We start from the raw sequence: 14,591 nt of genomic DNA, 5'->3' as shown, positions 1-14,591 counted from the left end.
TCTGCGCTAAGCGTGACCTGCACGTTAGCAGTTTCACCTGCCGGGAACATCGTGCGTGGCTGGCACCAGGCTACGCAGTCGGTCTCGCACCTGCTCGGCAAAGGCCTGCGTCAGACGCGACTTGGGCGTGTGCGCCGGGTAAAGAATGCCAACCCGAAACGGCACAGCCGGCGCGAAGGGCTTGAACACGATCTTGTCGTCGCGGCCATAGGCGGAATAGCTGGCAACGGTGATCGGGTCCATGAGGCAGACGCCCAAGCCGCGCTCGACAAAGCGCAGCGCGGGGATAAAGAACCGGGTGCGCAGACGCACGCTCAAACGGCAACCGGCCGCTTCGAACACACTGTTGAGCGCATGCGAAATGACATGGTCGGCATACAGCGTGATCATCGGCTGGTTGTCGAGCAACTGCGGCGTGAGCACGGCCTCGTTGGCCAGCGCATGGCCGGCCGGCACCGCGCAAACGCACTCCAGGTCGAACAACTCCTGGTCGATCGACGGCGCCGGCCCGCTGATTTCGGCCAGCGCCAGATCGTATTGCGCGGAGGCGGTCCACTCCTTGATGCCCTCGGAGGTCCGGGTCTGCATCGACACCTGCACCTTGGGGTGCGCGTCGAGAAAATCGGCGATCAGATCGGGCATGAACGAATACGACGGCCCCGGCATGCAACCGATGCGCAAAAATCCATGCTGCTTGTTCTGGATGTCCTTGATCGTCTCCGACACATCATGAATGCGCGAGAAGATGCCCTCGACTTCCGAATACAGGTAGTTGGCCTCGGGCGTCGGAAAGAGCCGCTTCTTGCGGCGCTCGAACAACTGAAAGCCAATCTCGGACTCGAGCCCGGCGATCATCATGCTCACCGCGGGCTGGGTTTTGAACAGCCGCTTGGCGGCTTCGGACACCGAGCCGGTCAGCATCACGGCCCGGAAGGCTTCCATCTGACGAAGATTCATGCGGCAACAATATCAGCAAATCTGATCAAGTACTAAGAAAATAAGATTTGTGCTGATACGTGAAATTGACGAGTATCAATCCACCGACAACGCGTTCTGACTGCACACACCGCAATCAACACGAAACGCACCTAAAACGATTCGGAGACAAGCCATGACATCCCAACGACTCCCGCACCGATAGTTCGCATCGCTGGCGCAAGGGCACAGCCCCCGCGCGTATGGCGAAGCAAGCGCAGCCTCCTCGTCCATCGAGCACCGCCTGCCTTTCAAAGGCACGCCAGGCATCTCGCGGCAGCACCGCTTCGCTCATCCGACGCCTCAGGTGTCGGGACACGTTCATCGCACCGAGATGGCTCATCCGGCGCGACCGACAATGTTCAACAGGATAAATCCATGAACAGACGGAAAATTGATGTCGCCTTTACAAGCCTCCTGATCATTGTTTCGCTGGTGATCCTGAGCAGCGACAAACTGGTTGAAGGCGGCATGGAGACTGACCTCGGCTCCCTGTTTCTGCCCCGCATCGTCGCGGTGTTCATCATCCTGTTCTCAGTCATGATCGGCATCCCCTCGCTGGCCAAGCTGCTCAAGAACGCCCCGCTCGGCGGTCTGGAGCGCATCGACACCACCGGCTTTCTGGGCATCGGCATCTACATCGCCATCCTCGTCGCCTACTGGGCGGCCATCCCGCATGTCGGTTTTCTCATCGCGACGCCAATCGCCATGTTCAGCATTGCCGTGTTGCTGGAGGGCCGCAACTGGCCGGTGATGGCGGCGGTGTCGGTGCTCACCCCGCTGGCGGTGTATTACGGGAGCAGCACCTTCCTGCGCGTTTTTCTCCCCACCTGGTCGCTGAGCTGAAGGGGCGAAGAACATGATTGATATCCTCAACAACTTCTTCGGTGGCGTGGCGTCCGTCATGGCCGTCGGCCCGATCGCCGGGATCATCGCCGGCGTCTGCGTCGGCATCTTCTTCGGTGCGATTCCGGGCATCTCGGCGATCATGGCCATTGCCATCATCCTGCCGCTCACCTTCTATGTAGACCCGATCATCGGCATCACCATGCTGCTGGCGGTCTATAAAGCCGGCATCTACGGCGGCTCGATCTCGGCCATTCTGATCAACACCCCGGGCGCGGCCGCCTCCTTCCTCACCGCGCAGGACGGCCACGCCCTCACCAAAGCGGGCAAGGCCGGCAAGGCCTTGGCGATGGCGCTCTACGCCTCGGTCACCGGCGAGGCGCTAGCCACGCTGGTGCTCATCTTCGTCGCCGCGCCGATCTCGGTCATTTCGCTGCAGGCCGGGCCGATCGAGAAGGTGTTCCTGCTGATCTTTGCCTTCACGGTGGTCGGCTCGATGACCGGCGAGTCGATCCCGCGCGGCATCCTGTCGTGCTGCCTCGGCATGCTGTTCGCCATGGTCGGCATGTCGTCGATCACCGGCGCGACACGCTTCACCTTTGGCGTGCCCGAGTTGATGAGTGGCTTCACCTTTTTGCCGCTGCTGATCGGCGTGTTGGTGATGCCCGAGGTGATTGACGCGATCAAAAACCGCAAGATGCCGCACCACGATCTGGTGCTCAGCAAATCGGCCAACCCGGATGACAACCGCGTCACCTGGAAGGAATACCGCTCGGTGTTCGGCACGCTGATCAAGTCCACCGGCATCGGCACCTTCATCGGCGCGCTGCCGGGACTGGGCTCCAGTGCGGCGGCCTTCCTGGCCTACGGCGAAGCCAAGCGTACGTCGAAGAATCCCGAGGAGTTCGGCAAAGGCTCGCTCAAGGGCATCGCCGCCGCCGAGTCCGCCAACAACGCCGTGTGCGGCTCGAGCATGATCCCCATGCTCACACTGAGCATTCCGGGTGATGACGTCACGGCCTTGCTGATGGGCGCCTTCCTGATTCACGGCATCACGCCGGGGCCGACGATTTTCTATGAACACACCGACGTCATCTACGCGATCTTCGCCGGCTTCCTGATTACCGACCTGTTCTTGCTGATCATTGCCCGCGCCGGGTTCGGCTTCTGGACCAAGATCGCCTCGATTCAGCGCTATTACATCTTCCCCTGCGTCACGGTCTTCGCCATTGCCGGTGCATTCACGACCAATCAGGACATGTACGACGTACTGATCCTGATCTGCTTCACGGTCTTCGGCTACGGCATGCGACTGGTCGGGCTCAATCCGGCGGCCTTCATCATCGGTTTCATCCTCACGCCGCTGCTCGAACAAAACCTCGACCAGGCCATCGCCATCGTCGGCACCGACTACAGCATGATCGCCGCCTCGCCCTTTGCATGGATCTTCACCGCGCTGTCGGCGTTCTCGGTGTATTCGGCGATGCGCATGAAGAAGAAGGGCAAAAAGAAAGCCGCAGCCACCCAGAACGCAAGCGAACAAGCGGCGTAGCGCCTCACCCCCCACACCAAGGAGGAAGCCTTTGCAGCACCAGAACGAACCGGCGAACCCGCCAGAAAACTGACACCGTTTCAGCTTTTTTCGTGAATCAAAAACAGCAGCACCCCCACCCCCAGGAGGCATGACATGAAGAAGTTTGCACAATCCCTGCTCGGCATCACCGCCGCCATCGCCGTCACCCTGACCGCCGGCCCCGCCCTCGCCGAATACCCCGAAAAGCCGATCAACGTCATCGTCCCCTGGGGCGCGGGCGGTGACTCCGACCTGACTACCCGCCTGTGGGCCGACGCCATGGAAGGCATCCTCGGCGGCCCCGTCGTGGTCATCAACAAAGCCGGCGGCGGCGGTGTGATCGGCACCACCTTTGTCGCCAACAGCGCCAAAGATGGCTACACCCTGATCAACGCCGGCCTGAGCAACGTGCTGGTCACGCCCAACTTCAGCAAGACGCCGTACGACTTCGGCAGCTTCGAGCCGGTGGTCAAGCTGTCGTCGGTGCCGCTGGGCATCCTGGTGCCGGCCGACAGCCCCTACAAGACCTTTGACGATTTGATCGCTGCCGCCAAGGCCGGCAAGGTCACCCAGGGTTCGTGGGGTGCCGCCTCGTCGGGCACCGTGCTCGCCAACATCATTGCCGACCAAGCGGGCTACACCGTCAAGTTCGTCCACGGCAACACCACCGCCGAGTCGATGGTGGCGCTGATCGGCGGCCATATTGATTCGGCCGTGTCCTTCCCGCCCGCCTTCGGCCCCCACGTCAAATCCGGTCGCGCCCGACTGCTCGTTCTGAATCAAAAAATGGATGAGTACCCCAACGTGCCGACCTTTGCCGATTACGGCATCAAGGGCAGCTTTGAAGGCTGGTCTGGCGTGTTTGCACCGAAAGGCACCCCGGCCGACGTGATCCAGAAGCTGGTCACCGCCAGCACCCAGGCCATGGAAGACCCGAAAGTGCGTCAGGCCTTCGCCAACATGGGCGCCAATGTCGACTTCCGTCATGGCGATGCCTGGGTCAAGGACATGCTCGAGACCTACGACATCATGAAAGACGCCGCCGCCAAGATGAAGCAGTAAGCACGCCGCGTTTCATCCCCACCCGAGTGTGGCGCTGCCGCACTCGGGCACTTACGAGGCATCGACATGACGATCGAACGTCACCGCTCCAACCAGCGCGCAAGCCAGGTGGTCTGCGCCGGGTCCATGGTTTTTCTGGCCGGCCAGGTCGCGCAAGACCCCACCGCCGACGTCGCCGGTCAGACCGCGCAGATTCTCGCCAAAACCGAAGAACTGCTCGCCCTCGCGGGCTCGGACAAATCACAGCTGCTGTCAGCCAACATCTGGCTGCCCGACATTCGCGACTTCCAGGCCATGAACACCGTCTGGGACGCCTGGATCGACGGCCAGAATCCGCCCGCCCGCGCCTGCGTCGAATCGCGTCTGGCCCGCCCGGAGCTCAAGGTTGAAATCCAGGTGGTTGCCCTGCGCAACCCCAGCACTGCCACAGGCGACTGAAGCATGAACGCCCCCCACAACATCGCGGTCATCGGCGCAGGCATTGTTGGCCTGTCGACCGCCTTGTGGCTGCAACGCACCGGCGCCAAGGTCACCCTGATCGACCGCGAAGCGCCCGGCGAAGGCACCTCGTTTGGCAACGCTGGCCTGTTCGCCGACTACGCCCGGCTGCCCATGGCCAACTTTGCCCAGCTGCGCAAGATTCCCGGCATGCTGCTCGACAAGACCAGCCCGCTGTCTCTGCAGCCGAGCTACGCACCGCAGCTGACGGCCTACGGCTGGCACTTTGTCAAAGCCTGTACGCCCGCCAACTACCGCCACGGCCGCGAGGCGCTCACCGCACTCCAGATGATCGCGCCGGCCGCCGACGAGGTGCTGTTACGCGACACCGGCGCCAGCGATCTCGTTCAGCACAAAGGCTGCCTGGCGCTGTTCAGCACGCGCGACGGCTTCGACGCCGCCCTCGCCGGCCACCTGAGCGAGCGCAAAGCGCAAGGCGTCAACATCCAGACCCTGAGCGCCGATGAGGTGCGCGCGCTGGAGCCCGACCTCGCGCCCTTCCACGCCGGCGGCGTGCTCTACCCCGACACCCGCTTCACCGTCAGCCCGATCGACATCAGCCGCCGCTACGCCCGCCACTTTGTGGCCCACGGCGGCCGGCTGCTGCAAGAGTCGGTCAGTGCGCTCAGCGACACGCCCACCGGCTGCCGCGTGCAGACCGCGCAAGCCAGTCATGACTTCGATCGCGTGGTGATCTGCACCGGCGTGGCCGGCGCCAAACTCGCCGCCCAGCTCGGCACCCGCATCCCGATGGTCAGCGAACGCGGCTATCACCTGATGCTCGACACCGCCGCCTGGCGCATCAGCCGCCCGGTGGGCTGGCTCGACCGTGCCGTGTTCATGACCCCCATGAACGAGGGCGTGCGCATCGCCGGCATGGCCGAGTTCGCCAAACCCGACGCGCCGCTGGGCGAGCGGCAGACTGGCATCATTCTCGACGTCGCCACCCAGATGATCGGCCACACCCCCCCCGTCAAATCGACCTGGGTCGGCAGCCGCCCCTCCACCCCCGACTCCCTGCCGGTCATCGGCCGCCTGCCGGGCCACCCCAACTTCATGGTCGCCTTCGGGCACGGCCACGTGGGACTGACACTCGCGGCAGCCACCGGCAAGCTGGTCGCCGAAAGCATTCAAGACCCTGCAAACGAATCGGCACTCGCCGCCTTCTCGCCCGCGCGATTCGGCTAAGCCAACACAGCCTTCATCTCACCAGAGCGATCCCTCATGATTCTTCAAGGCGGCTTCAACACCTACGGCATCCCGCTCGGCGTGATCTCGCTGGAGTCCTTCTTTCCCAAACCCGAAGGGCACATCAAATACGCGGCGAGCTTCGACTTCCCGGTGCTTTACCACACCGTCAGGGGCGCCACCGTCGACCGCCTCATCCGTGAGCGCGATCCGGCCCTGCTCGCGCCCTTCATCGATGCCGCCCGTCAGCTCGAACGCGAAGGCGTGCGCGCCATCACCGGTAGCTGCGGCTTTCTCGCGCTGCATCAGATGCGAATCGCCGACGCCGTGAGCGTGCCCGTCTTCATGTCCAGCCTGCTCCAGGTGCCGCTCGTCTCACGCATGCTCGGCAGCCACAAAAAGGTCGGCGTGGTCGTCGCCAACAGCGAGGCCCTCAGCCCCGACCACCTGCGCGGCGCCGGCATCGCCGACGAGCCCATCGCCATCGCGGGCATGCAGCTTCAGCCGCAGTTCGCCGACGTCATCCTCCACGGCAAACGCAACGACCTGGACATGGATGTCTTCTCCGCCGAACTCGGCGGCGTCGTCGAACGCCTGCTCGCCGACACCCCCGACATCGGCGCACTCGTGCTCGAATGCACCGACCTGTCGCACTTTGCCCCCGAGCTCCACCGCCGTTTCGGTCTGCCCGTATTCGACCTCACCAGCCTCACCCGCATGATCGCCGCCACGGTGCAGCGCACCCGCGCCTGAGTACCCGCATCACGCCCAAAAAAGCAGAAAGGCGCCATCGGCGCCTTTCTTGATTGAGCCAGCAACAGGCCACCCGGCCGCGCCGGTCAGCGCAGCAACAAGGTGGGCACGCAGGTCGAGGTGAGCATGTCGGTGGTCTTGCTGCCAAACAACAGGCTGCGCAGCGGGGAGTGACTGTAGGCGCCCATCACCAGCATGTCGAAGCCGCCGGTGGCCAGCGCGTCGGCGACGACCTCTTTCGGGCTGCCGGCGCGGGTGCTGGCGGTGGCGTCGATGCCGGCGGCGACCAGGCTGGCGACCGCGGCATCCAGCGACTTCTGCTCGGCCGCGCCGGGCTCACCGGCGGTCAGCAATTGCAGCTTGAGGCCGCGCAGCAGCGGGCTGCCAGCCAGCATGTCGACGCCCTTGCGGGTCACGCTGCTGCCATCAAAGGCAAACAGCACCGACTTCGGCTCCCGATAGGCTTCGGTCACCACCAGGACCGGCCGGGTGGCAGAGCGCACCACCCACTCCAGGTGCTGACCCAGGCCGGTCTTGGCATCGCGTTTGGGGTGCCCGTTGCGACCAATGATCAGCAGCCGGCTGCCTTCTTGCTGCTCGGCCAGGGTCTCTTCGATGTCGCCATGGCGCAGGCGGCTGTCGACGGTCGTCGCGCCACCTTGCTCGGCGCGTTCGCGCAGGCCGGAGAGCAACACGCGGCCTTGCTCGCGCGCGCTGCGGGTGCGCTCGGCATCCTCCTGGGTCAGCCGGTCCATCAGCTTCTCCTGGGCGTCGAGGCCAATGGCGCCGCTGTGGTCCTGATTGTCGGACAACTCGACATGCCGCTCGAGCACATGCAGCAGCTCCACCGGCGCATCGAGGCGGCGAGCCGCCCAGGTCGCGTAGTCGGTCACCACCTCGGCCATCGGCGTGGTATCCACGCAGGCGAGAATCTTGCGATCGATATTCATGTGCATTCTCCTCAGTGGCCCAGCAGCACGTCGTCGGCGCCGTCTTTGTCATGCACGGCAAACTTGTCCACCATGGTGGCGCTCGCTTCATTCAGGCCGATGACCTCGACCTCGGTGCCTTCGCGGCGGAACTTGAGTACCACCTTGTCCAGCGCGCTGATCGCTGTGATGTCCCAGAAGTGGGCGCGGCTCACATCGATGCGCACGGTGTCGAGCACTTCCTTGTAGTCGAAGGCGTTGGCGAAGCGTTCTGCCGAAGCAAAGAACACCTGACCACTGACCTGGTAGCTACGGCTGCGGCCATCGTCCTCGGTGCGCGAGCCGATGCGCAGGATCTGCCCGACCTTGTGGGCAAAGAAGAAGCCCGACAGCAGCACGCCGGTCAGCACGCCCTTGGCCAGATCGTGGGTCGCCACGGTCACCACCACTGTGGCAAACATCACCACCGAAGAGCTCTTCGGGTGTTCACGCAGGCTGGTGATGGAGCCCCAGTTGAAGGTGCCGATCGACACCATGATCATCACCGCCACCAGGGCCGCCATCGGAATCTGCTTGACCCAGTCGCCCAGGAAGACCACCAGGATCAGCAGCACGACCCCGGCCACCAGCGTCGACAGCCGGCCACGGCCGCCCGATTTCACGTTAATCACCGACTGACCGATCATCGCGCAGCCCGCCATGCCGCCGATGAAACCGGTCGCGATGTTGGCCACGCCCTGGCCGACGCACTCGCGGCTCTTGTCGCTCTTGGTGTCGGTCAGGTCATCGACGATGGTCGCCGTCATCAGCGATTCGAGCAGGCCGACCACCATCAGCGTCAGTGAGTACGGCAGGATGATCTGCAGCGTTTCGAGGTTGAACGGCACGTTCGGCATCAGGAAGGACGGCAGGCTGTCGGGCAGCTCGCCCATGTCGCCCACCGTGCGGATATCAAGACCCAGCGCGATCGACAGCGCGGTGAGCGACACAATGGTCACCAGCGGCGAGGGCACCGCGCGGGTGATGTACGGGAAGCCATAGATGATCGCCAGGCCGGCCGCCGTCATGGCATAGACATGCCAGGTCACGTCGATCAGCTCCGGCAACTGCGCCATGAAGATCAGGATCGCCAGCGCATTGACGAAGCCGGTGACCACCGAGCGCGACACGAATCGCATCAGCTGGCCCAGCTTGAGCCAGCCGGCGAAGATCTGCAGCACCCCGGTCAACACCGTCGCGGCCAGCAGATAGTCGAGACCATGCGTTTTCACCAGGGTCACGATGACCAGCGCCATCGCGCCGGTGGCCGCCGAGATCATGCCCGGCCGGCCGCCGAAGAAGGCGGTCAGCGTGGCGATCGAGAACGAGGCGTACAAACCCACCTTGGGGTCCACGCCCGCAATGATGGAAAAGGCAATCGCCTCGGGAATCAAGGCCAGCGCGACCACAAGACCTGCGAGCAGATCGTTGCGGACGTTCGAAAGCCAGTCCTGCTGGAGTCTGTGTAGGGACATAGTTATAGGTCTGTCGACCGCGATGGCCGAGTAACAAGAAAATGGAGAACACACGACGCCCGTCGGTACGACGAGCGAAAACGGCCAATCAGCTGCGTGCCAGCGTCATCGACGCGATGGCAGCACAAGCCTTCAGGTCAAACGGCGTCAGACGTGGATCAAGGAGGTGTTACAGCGCAGAAGTAGCCACGCGGCAAGGCGGCGCCACGATAGTTGACAGGCTGAGCCCCATGCACGGCAAAGCCACGGAGGCGGATGCATTGCAGTGCAATTGAGCGGCGCGCGGCGACTACGTTCATCGCCGCATTGTGCATCGCACAACAGCACCGCGTCAAGAAAGGCACCGACGCCCACTCGCTTCACCCACATCTGCCAAAGCCGATTCCGGCCAAACGCCGCCTACCGGATGCCACCTCGCCAACACCGGACGAGGTGTTTGCCGACACACTCGACCCAAGTAGAACGTTATCTCGACCCTGAACGTCGACTGACCACTCGACCTTCGACCTATCCATGAGCCTCCGCACCCGCTGATGCAGGGCGGATCAGCGAAGCATCATCCGCCGAATGCCTCCACTCCGATCACCGCATGCGGTGGAAGGCGCTGCGCTTTTCCACCCGACGCGGGCTGCGTCGTTCAGCGTAGCCGGCCGCATGCTGACGCGGTCGGGCGAGCACGGTCGCGCAAGAGACAAACAGAAAGGGCGTATCGCCGGGCCACTTCACCAGCGATACGCCCTGCCCTTTTGTTGCCGCCCACACCGTGTCGGCGAGCGTCACGTCATCACACGCCTTCGCTCAAGCGCCAGGCGCCCGCGGTGAGCGGCACGAAAGCTTCAACGGCTGCCGTGGCGATGATGTGGGTGGTGCCCTGCTCGGGGTCGTGCACGTTCAACCCGCCCTTCACCGCCTTCACTTCAGCGTAGCCGCGCGGCAGGGTGTCGGCGACCGCATCGGTGTCGACCTTGTCGGGCTCTTGCACGCCGATGGTGACTTGCACGCGCATGTCGCGGTGGTCGATGTCCAGGCTGCGAAACAGCAGGATGGACGAGTGGTGCAGCGCGTCCTGCACGGCGCGGCAGGCGGCCTTGGTGTAGTCCTCGCCGTAGAGGTCGTTGCCGGTGCCCATTTCGAGGATGATGCGTTTTTCAGTCATGGGCGGCCTCCATGTCGAAGGAAACGGTGATGGCGGCGTTGGCGATGACGCTGATACTGTCGCCGCTGGGCTTGGGTACGTCGAGCCCGCCTTCGATCACGCGAACCGTGACCTGCCCGTACGGAAACACCTTGATCAGCTCGGCTTCGTCGACCAGATCGGGGCGCTGCACGGCAACGACGGCGTCGATGACCATCGCGGTACGGGGGAAGCCGAAGGCATCGGCGACGTTGAGCGAGTGATGCCAGAGCGCGTCGCGGATCGCGCGTGCGCCGGCCTGAGTGTAGTTGCGGCTGCGGATCGAGGTCCCCATGCCGAACTGCACCACCATTTTTTTCAGGGCCATGATTTAGTCCTCGGTGGGGGTGTAGCTGCGGATGACGTAGTGTTTGGTGGTGGTTTCGATCACGTCCCAGTAGCCGCGAAAGCCATTCGGGATCATGAAGGCGTCACCGGCCATGAAGGTCTTGGCGGTGCCGTCGTCGGCGATCAGGCGGCAGTGGCCGGCGAGGATGACGCAGAACTCGTCGCGATCGGTGAAGGCGTGCCAGCGGCCGGGGGTACTGGTCCAGGTGCCAGCAATGAGTGCACCGTCGGCGCTTTGGTAGTGCAGTTGGTTGCGATGCTGCGGGTCGCCTTCAAGCACGCGATTGGGCAAGTCAGCCAGTCGGCTGTCAACGCATTCGGCGTCGCTCTCGGCAAAACTGATCACGGGGTTTGGCATGGGGCTTTTCGTCCGTATTGAGGCCGGCATCAGCGCCGGTGGCGTCCGCCGATCAGCTGGACGATGTCGTAAAACAGTTCGTTGTCGAGCGCCTGACTCATGTCGGTGGCCAGGCAGCGGCGGTAGAAGGGGCTCAGGTCGAGGCCGACGCCAAGGCCGAGGATCTCCACCGCGCCTTGCGCCTCGCGCCGCGCGACCACTTCCTTGAGGTGGTTGTCGAGGTAGAACTCGTCGTTGGCACGGCCGGTGGCGCTGTCGGCGGGGCAGCCGTCCGAGATCACGATCAGGATGCGGCGCTCCTCGCTGCGCGCGAGCAGGCGATTGCAGGCCCAGTCCACCGCCTCGCCGTCGATGCCTTCGCGAAACAGGTCAGGCTTGAGCAAGGCCATCATGTCGATGCGCGCGCGGCGCCAGTTACGGTCGGCCTCTTTGAACACCATGTGGGTGACTTCGTTGAGCCGGCCCGGATGCGCCGGCTTGCCGTGCGCCATCCACTCCTTGACCGCCCGGCCGCCGTTCCAGCCGCCAGTGGTGAAGCCGAGCATCTCGGTGGTGACGCCGACCATCTCAAGCGCGCGAATCAGCAGGTCGACCATCATCGCCACCGGTTCGGAATGGGTCTTCATCGAGCCGGAGCAATCGACCAGAAACGTGACCACACAGTCGGCCGAGGGCTTGTACTGGTCTTGCCGGAACAGACGCCGCTCAGCCGGCGAACTGATGAGCTGCGACAGACGGGCGCCGTCAATGCGCCCCTCCTCCTGACCAAACAGCCAGCCATCGCGCTGCGGTCGGGCCAGGATGGCGCCGAGCATGCGCGCCAGGCGCGGCAGGTTGATGCCTTGCTCGGTGATGCGCTTGTCGACACGCTCGCGGTACTCGCGCAGCAGGGCTTTGCGCACCAGCGTGCCGGCGGGCACCTCGGTGTCGAAGCGCGTGGTGTACACGTGGTAGGCCTGTTTGGCGTCTTCAAACACCTTGCTGTCGCCGGTGGTCGCGGCGGCGATGTTGTTGCCATCGCCTTCGTCCTGATCGAAGTCGAGCAACAGCGCGAAGCGGCTCTTGGCTTCGTCTTCTTCCTCGGGGTCGCGCTCGGCGTCGTCGCCACCGACGTCGGCCATGTCGGAGCGCATGGTCTCGTCGACCACCCGCGCCACTTCCAGCGCGTGCTTGGCGAACTCGGCCTGGTTGTCGCGGTGGCGGCGCATGCCGGCCAGCGGCGTGCCGAGCGCGCTCACCAGCGACGCGCGCGTGCCCTCGATGTAGTCCTCGGTCTCGTGCATGACCGGCTTGGCCATCAGGCGCGACCAACTCATCTGCGCCACGGTGTAGAGCAAAATGCCGAAGCGCCCCTCGGTCAGCCCCTCGCGGTAGAAGGTGCGCGACCAGTTTTCGAAGCGGTGGTGCAAGTTTTCGGCCATGCCGGGCATGTCGATCGGCACATGGGTTTCGACGCGCAACTGCTCCAGCCACTCGAACACCAGCCGCTGCACGCCACCCGCCGGGGCCAGACTGCGATGCAGTTCCGGGTCAGAATGCAGCAGCCGCAAGGCCATGCCGTCGGCCGCGGCGCGGCAGTCTTCGAACGCGTCCTGATCGGAGTCGATGCGCAAATGCGGCGCATGCATGGGCAGCGGCCGCGCGCCCTGGTGCAGGCGCCGGCCCCGGTAGTGCAGTTGGGCATCGCCGGTCAGCGCGCGCAGGGTGGCGGCGCAAAGCTCCTCCACCTTCTGCTGACGCTTGGCGCGCTGCTGCGCACTCGCCTGCATCAGCTTTGCGCCTCGCGCATCCACGACTCGTCCAGCTCTTCACCAAAGCAGCGCTGGTAATACTCGGCCACGATGGGGCGCTCGGCTTCGTCGCACTTGTTGAGGAAGGACAGGCGGAAGGCCAGCGGCGGGTTGCGGAAGATCTCGCAGTTCTCGGCCCAGGTGATCACCGTGCGTGGCGACATCAGCGTGGACAGATCGCCGGCGGCAAAGCCCTTGCGGGTCAGGTCGGCCACCTGCACCATCTGCGCGATCAGCTTGCGGCCCTTGTCGTAGTTCTTGGCGGGCACGCGGGCGAGCACGATGGCGACTTCTTCGTCATGCGGCAGGTAGTTGAGCGTGGCGACAATGTTCCAGCGGTCGATCTGCGCATGGTTGAGCACTTGCGTGCCGTGATACATGCCCGACAGATTGCCCAGGCCGACCGTGTTGGAGGTGGCAAACAGGCGGAAGTACGGGTGCGGGCGGATCACGCGGTTCTGGTCGAGCAGGGTGAACTTGCCGTCGCGCTCCAGAATGCGCTGGATGACAAACATCACGTCGGGCCGGCCGGCGTCGTATTCGTCAAAGATCATCGCCACCGGGCGTTGCAGCGCCCAGGGCACGATGCCTTCCTGAAACTCGGTCACCTGCAGGCCGTCGCGCACGACGATGGTGTCCTTACCGACCAGATCAAGCCGGCTGATGTGTCCATCGAGGTTCACCCGCACGCAAGGCCAGTTGAGCCGCGCGGCGACCTGTTCGATATGCGTGGATTTGCCGGTGCCGTGCAGGCCTTGCACCATGACGCGGCGGTCGCGCGTGAAGCCGGCCAGAATCGCCAGCGTCACATCAGGGTTGAAACGATAGGCTTCATCGATTTCCGGCACATGGTCGTCGCGCTCGCTGAACGCTGGCACCATCAGGTCGGAATCAATTCCAAACACGCTGCGAACGGACACTTGCTTGTCCGGCGCGGTGATCACATTGTCTGTCACGGGCTTCTCCATTCGGGTTGCGCGCCGCGGGTCATTGCCCACGGCGTCGGTTTTCACCCGAACAGGAGACCTCCCCCCGTTCAGGCCGAGTGCTGCAATTCGTTCTCTGCCTGCGTTTCGATATCGGCCAGCGCCTTGGCGGCGCGCTTGAGCGCCGGCAGCAGCGTGAGCACCTTGTCGTGGCTCAGACGCATGATCGGCGCCTGAATGGCGATGCCCATGTTCGAGCGGCCGTTCTGGCGCGGCACCAGCACCGCGGCGCAGATCAGCCCAGGCAGAAATTCTTCGTCGTCCAGCGCGTAGCCCTGGCGCTTGACCGTGTCGATCTCTTCGTCGAGCGCGTCGAGCGTGGTCAGCGTCTTGGGGGTGAAGCGCTCAAGCGGCACATGGGCGAGCAGGCGGCGGCGCTGGGCCGGGCTCATCTGGGCGAGAAACAGTTTGCCGCTGGCCGAGCAGTGCGCCGGCACGCGTGAGCCGGGGTGCAGATAGAAGCGCAGCGGCGCGGCGGTTTCGACGCGGTCCAGATACAAGACCTCGCTGCCCGAGAAGGCGGTGATGTTGCAGCTCTCGCCCACTTCTTCAACCAGCTGGCGCAGCACCACATGGCGCGCGCCGTGCACGGTGTTG

General features: G+C 64.2%; 16 protein-coding genes. 6 read left to right on the top strand and 10 right to left on the bottom strand.

Annotated elements, in window-relative coordinates; translation table 11 throughout:
- Positions 1 to 33: 33 nt before the first annotated feature.
- Positions 34 to 957 carry a LysR substrate-binding domain-containing protein gene (locus FHP89_RS17295; protein ID WP_144178233.1) on the bottom strand — a complete coding sequence of 308 codons (924 nt, stop codon included), beginning with the start codon at positions 955 to 957 and terminating at the stop codon, positions 34 to 36.
- A 396-nt stretch (positions 958 to 1,353) separates the two neighbouring features.
- On the opposite strand from FHP89_RS17295, the gene FHP89_RS17290 reads away from it, so the two are divergent.
- The 6 genes from FHP89_RS17290 (at position 1,354) to FHP89_RS17265 (ending at position 6,895) form a co-directional block, all read left to right on the top strand.
- The gene (locus FHP89_RS17290) at positions 1,354 to 1,821 is read left to right on the top strand and encodes a tripartite tricarboxylate transporter TctB family protein (protein WP_144178230.1); all 468 of its coding nucleotides are present in this window, start codon (positions 1,354 to 1,356) and stop codon (positions 1,819 to 1,821) included.
- Between the two features lie 13 nt (positions 1,822 to 1,834).
- The gene (locus FHP89_RS17285; protein WP_222105433.1) at positions 1,835 to 3,373 is read left to right on the top strand and encodes a tripartite tricarboxylate transporter permease; all 1,539 of its coding nucleotides are present in this window, start codon (positions 1,835 to 1,837) and stop codon (positions 3,371 to 3,373) included.
- Between the two features lie 135 nt (positions 3,374 to 3,508).
- A complete protein-coding gene (locus FHP89_RS17280) occupies positions 3,509 to 4,456 on the top strand; it encodes a Bug family tripartite tricarboxylate transporter substrate binding protein (RefSeq protein ID WP_144178221.1) in 948 nt (315 codons plus the stop codon).
- A 66-nt stretch (positions 4,457 to 4,522) separates the two neighbouring features.
- Entirely contained in the window at positions 4,523 to 4,894 is a 372-nt protein-coding gene (locus FHP89_RS17275) for a RidA family protein (protein ID WP_144178214.1), read from the top strand.
- A 3-nt stretch (positions 4,895 to 4,897) separates the two neighbouring features.
- Positions 4,898 to 6,142: an NAD(P)/FAD-dependent oxidoreductase gene (locus FHP89_RS17270; RefSeq protein ID WP_144178212.1), complete on the top strand. Its 1,245-nt coding sequence runs from the start codon at positions 4,898 to 4,900 to the stop codon at positions 6,140 to 6,142.
- A 36-nt stretch (positions 6,143 to 6,178) separates the two neighbouring features.
- On the top strand, positions 6,179 to 6,895 hold the full coding sequence (locus FHP89_RS17265) for an aspartate/glutamate racemase family protein (RefSeq protein ID WP_144178210.1): 717 nt from the start codon (positions 6,179 to 6,181) through the stop codon (positions 6,893 to 6,895).
- 86 nt (positions 6,896 to 6,981) lie between these two features.
- On the opposite strand, the gene FHP89_RS17260 is transcribed toward FHP89_RS17265, so the two are convergent.
- The 9 genes from FHP89_RS17260 to FHP89_RS17220 all read right to left on the bottom strand — a co-directional run.
- Positions 6,982 to 7,845, bottom strand: a complete 864-nt coding sequence (locus tag FHP89_RS17260) for a universal stress protein (protein WP_144178208.1) — start codon at positions 7,843 to 7,845, stop codon at positions 6,982 to 6,984.
- Positions 7,846 to 7,856: 11 nt separating this feature from the next.
- Positions 7,857 to 9,338 (bottom strand): SulP family inorganic anion transporter, encoded by a 1,482-nt coding sequence (locus FHP89_RS17255; protein ID WP_144178206.1) that lies wholly within the window; start codon positions 9,336 to 9,338, stop codon positions 7,857 to 7,859.
- Positions 9,339 to 9,920: 582 nt separating this feature from the next.
- The gene (locus tag FHP89_RS17250) at positions 9,921 to 10,118 is read right to left on the bottom strand and encodes a hypothetical protein (RefSeq protein ID WP_144178204.1); all 198 of its coding nucleotides are present in this window, start codon (positions 10,116 to 10,118) and stop codon (positions 9,921 to 9,923) included.
- Positions 10,119 to 10,122: 4 nt separating this feature from the next.
- Positions 10,123 to 10,494, bottom strand: coding sequence for a Lin0512 family protein (locus FHP89_RS17245; protein WP_144178201.1), 372 nt, complete (start codon positions 10,492 to 10,494; stop codon positions 10,123 to 10,125).
- Positions 10,487 to 10,840 (bottom strand): Lin0512 family protein, encoded by a 354-nt coding sequence (locus tag FHP89_RS17240; protein WP_144178199.1) that lies wholly within the window; start codon positions 10,838 to 10,840, stop codon positions 10,487 to 10,489. Before FHP89_RS17240 ends, FHP89_RS17245 begins: the two co-directional genes overlap by 8 nt.
- Before the next feature lie 3 nt (positions 10,841 to 10,843).
- Positions 10,844 to 11,218 (bottom strand): cupin domain-containing protein, encoded by a 375-nt coding sequence (locus FHP89_RS17235; protein ID WP_144178194.1) that lies wholly within the window; start codon positions 11,216 to 11,218, stop codon positions 10,844 to 10,846.
- A gap of 29 nt (positions 11,219 to 11,247) precedes the next feature.
- The gene (locus FHP89_RS17230; protein ID WP_144178319.1) at positions 11,248 to 12,987 is read right to left on the bottom strand and encodes a cobaltochelatase CobT-related protein; all 1,740 of its coding nucleotides are present in this window, start codon (positions 12,985 to 12,987) and stop codon (positions 11,248 to 11,250) included.
- A complete protein-coding gene (locus tag FHP89_RS17225; protein WP_144178193.1) occupies positions 12,987 to 13,964 on the bottom strand; it encodes an AAA family ATPase in 978 nt (325 codons plus the stop codon). The genes FHP89_RS17230 and FHP89_RS17225 overlap by 1 nt, the downstream gene beginning before the upstream one ends.
- An 80-nt stretch (positions 13,965 to 14,044) precedes the next feature.
- Positions 14,045 to 14,591, bottom strand: a 547-nt coding sequence (locus FHP89_RS17220) for an IclR family transcriptional regulator (protein WP_144178192.1), incomplete at its 5' end; no start/stop codon positions are given.

This window comes from Denitromonas ohlonensis, assembly GCF_007625205.1.
GTDB lineage: Bacteria > Pseudomonadota > Gammaproteobacteria > Burkholderiales > Rhodocyclaceae > Nitrogeniibacter > Nitrogeniibacter ohlonensis.
The sequence above is the reverse complement of the archived record's forward strand: the minus strand, read 5'-3'. Positions and strand labels throughout refer to the sequence as shown.

Bases quoted from the DNA above. Each gene is read 5' to 3' on its own strand.
- FHP89_RS17295 (WP_144178233.1), bottom strand. From the start codon at position 957: ATGAATCTTCGTCAGATGGAAGCCTTCCGGGCCGTGATGCTGACCGGC.
- FHP89_RS17290 (WP_144178230.1), top strand. From the start codon at position 1,354: ATGAACAGACGGAAAATTGATGTCGCCTTTACAAGCCTCCTGATCATT.
- FHP89_RS17285 (WP_222105433.1), top strand. From the start codon at position 1,835: ATGATTGATATCCTCAACAACTTCTTCGGTGGCGTGGCGTCCGTCATG.
- FHP89_RS17280 (WP_144178221.1), top strand. From the start codon at position 3,509: ATGAAGAAGTTTGCACAATCCCTGCTCGGCATCACCGCCGCCATCGCC.
- FHP89_RS17275 (WP_144178214.1), top strand. From the start codon at position 4,523: ATGACGATCGAACGTCACCGCTCCAACCAGCGCGCAAGCCAGGTGGTC.
- FHP89_RS17270 (WP_144178212.1), top strand. From the start codon at position 4,898: ATGAACGCCCCCCACAACATCGCGGTCATCGGCGCAGGCATTGTTGGC.
- FHP89_RS17265 (WP_144178210.1), top strand. From the start codon at position 6,179: ATGATTCTTCAAGGCGGCTTCAACACCTACGGCATCCCGCTCGGCGTG.
- FHP89_RS17260 (WP_144178208.1), bottom strand. From the start codon at position 7,845: ATGAATATCGATCGCAAGATTCTCGCCTGCGTGGATACCACGCCGATG.
- FHP89_RS17255 (WP_144178206.1), bottom strand. From the start codon at position 9,338: ATGTCCCTACACAGACTCCAGCAGGACTGGCTTTCGAACGTCCGCAAC.
- FHP89_RS17245 (WP_144178201.1), bottom strand. From the start codon at position 10,494: ATGACTGAAAAACGCATCATCCTCGAAATGGGCACCGGCAACGACCTC.
- FHP89_RS17240 (WP_144178199.1), bottom strand. From the start codon at position 10,840: ATGGCCCTGAAAAAAATGGTGGTGCAGTTCGGCATGGGGACCTCGATC.
- FHP89_RS17235 (WP_144178194.1), bottom strand. From the start codon at position 11,218: ATGCCAAACCCCGTGATCAGTTTTGCCGAGAGCGACGCCGAATGCGTT.
- FHP89_RS17230 (WP_144178319.1), bottom strand. From the start codon at position 12,987: ATGCAGGCGAGTGCGCAGCAGCGCGCCAAGCGTCAGCAGAAGGTGGAG.